Source organism: Kitasatospora sp. NPDC001225, assembly GCF_053597855.1.
In genome coordinates this window covers 1-1,800 of sequence record NZ_JBSFJC010000408.1, presented here as the reverse complement: position 1 = coordinate 1,800, position 1,800 = coordinate 1, and the positions used below count along the sequence as shown (strand labels likewise).

Here is a 1,800-nt window from a genome sequence, read left to right as displayed (position 1 = left end):
GCGAACGACAACGGCAACCGCTCCGGCCGCACCCCCGCACCAACCACTACAGCGTCGTCACGAGCAAGCAGCTGCGTCACCCCGCCGACGCCGGCCCCACCATCGCCGAACTCCTCGCCACCCTCCTGCGCTGATGCCCAACGACGGCACGGAGAGCCGACGGCAACGCCGAGGCGGCCGGACGGCCACGGACAGGGCGTGAGCTTCTTGAGAGCGGGGCGGCGTAGCGGGCACAGATGCACAGGAGCCGGTTCTGACGGCCGGGGTGGTTGCGGTGGTTCCCGGCCTCGTCAGGCCGGCGCGTTGTCCGTCGGCGCGGTTGGGTGACTGTCCGGATCGGGGGCGGGCAGTGGCCAGTCTGGGTGGGCGAGGTGCCGGCGCAGGGCGTCGAGGCGGGCGAGGTGGTGGTCGAGGGCGGCGTTGACGGTGCTCGTGGTGGCGGCCACTCGTGCTTCGAGGCCGTGGATCCGGTCCAGGAGGTCCTGCCAGCGCCTTTCTGCGGTGGCGACAGGGTCAGGCGCGGCGTCGGCACTGTCATCGCGGATCTGGGTGGTGTGGTGGGTGAGGGCGTCGAGGCGGGTGGCGAGGTCGTCGTGGCCGGCGCCGAGGTGGGGGCGGACGGCGGCGAGGGGCTCTATCAGGTCGGCGGGGTCGGTGGCGCCGAGGGCGGCGGTCAGGGCGGCCTGGGCAGGACGGGCGCCGGGAGCGAGTGCGGCCGTGGTGATCCGCGCGGCGAGGACCCGCAGCTCGGCGGCGTGGTCGCGGGCCCAGACGGTGACCGATCGGTCGGCGGCCCGCCGGTCGCGGACGGCCTTGACCCGTTCCGCGCCGGTACCGGACCGCGAAGCGTCGGCGGTGGAGGGCTTGAGGCGCAGGTAGCGGTTCTCGGCGGCCTGGCGGCTGGCGACGCCCATCGGGTGGGCGAGGTCGGCCCAGGTGGCGCCGGCCTCCCGGGCGCTCTCCACCAGGCCGGCCTCCCAGCCGGCGAGTTGGCCGCGCAGCTCGCGCAGCAGGACGAGTGCGGCCAGGGCCTGCTCGGGGCCACCGTGCTCGTCAGGGGTGGTCGGGGGCCGGGACGCGGGGTTCTGGGCGGTGCGGACGGCGTCGTCGATGGCGGCCAGCGCCGCCGCGGCCGCCAGGAACGAGACGGGCTCGACCGGTGGGGAGGCGTCGGGGGCGGCTTTGCGGGACTTCTCGCTCATGCCGTCACTCTATAGGCGACGCGACAACTTGTCATTGGATGGATGACGCGCTAGAAAGGACTCAGGTGAAGCGCACTGGCACCCATTCGATCCATGGAGGTGTTTCGCAATGCTGCTGCGCACTGACCCGTTCCGCGAGCTGGACCGGCTGACCCAGCAGTTCCTCAACACGACCGGCACCTGGTCGCGTCCCACGCCGATGCCGTTGGACGCCTACCGGGTGGGCGACGAGTACGTGATCTGCTTCGACCTGCCGGGGGTCGACCCGGAGGCGATCGACATCGACGTCGAACGGAACATGGTGACCGTCAAGGCCGAGCGCCGCCCGCGCCAGGACGGCGAGGGCATCAAGTGGGAGCTGTCCGAGCGCCCGCTCGGCGTGTTCTCCCGCCAGGTCATGCTCTCCGACACCCTCGACCCCGCCGGGATCACCGCCGACTACGACGCCGGCGTCCTGACCCTGAAGATCCCGGTCGCCGAGAAGGCCAAGCCCCGCAAGATCGAGATCAGCCACAGCGGAAGCCGCAAGCAGATCCGGGCCTGACCCGATCCCCGATGCCGTTCCGGCCGCCCCCCGATCTCTCCCCCTCGATCGGGA

General features: G+C 72.5%; 2 protein-coding genes. One reads left to right on the top strand and one right to left on the bottom strand.

Annotation, left to right across the window (positions count from 1 at the left end):
• Positions 1 to 290 precede the first annotated feature (290 nt).
• The gene (locus tag ACWDCZ_RS40990; protein WP_449818672.1) at positions 291 to 1,202 is read right to left on the bottom strand and encodes a type III effector protein; all 912 of its coding nucleotides are present in this window, start codon (positions 1,200 to 1,202) and stop codon (positions 291 to 293) included.
• 109 nt (positions 1,203 to 1,311) lie between these two features.
• Between ACWDCZ_RS40990 and ACWDCZ_RS40985 the strand changes: the two genes are divergently transcribed.
• Positions 1,312 to 1,746, top strand: a complete 435-nt coding sequence (locus ACWDCZ_RS40985; RefSeq protein WP_074003004.1) for an Hsp20/alpha crystallin family protein — start codon at positions 1,312 to 1,314, stop codon at positions 1,744 to 1,746.
• Positions 1,747 to 1,800: the final 54 nt, after the last annotated feature.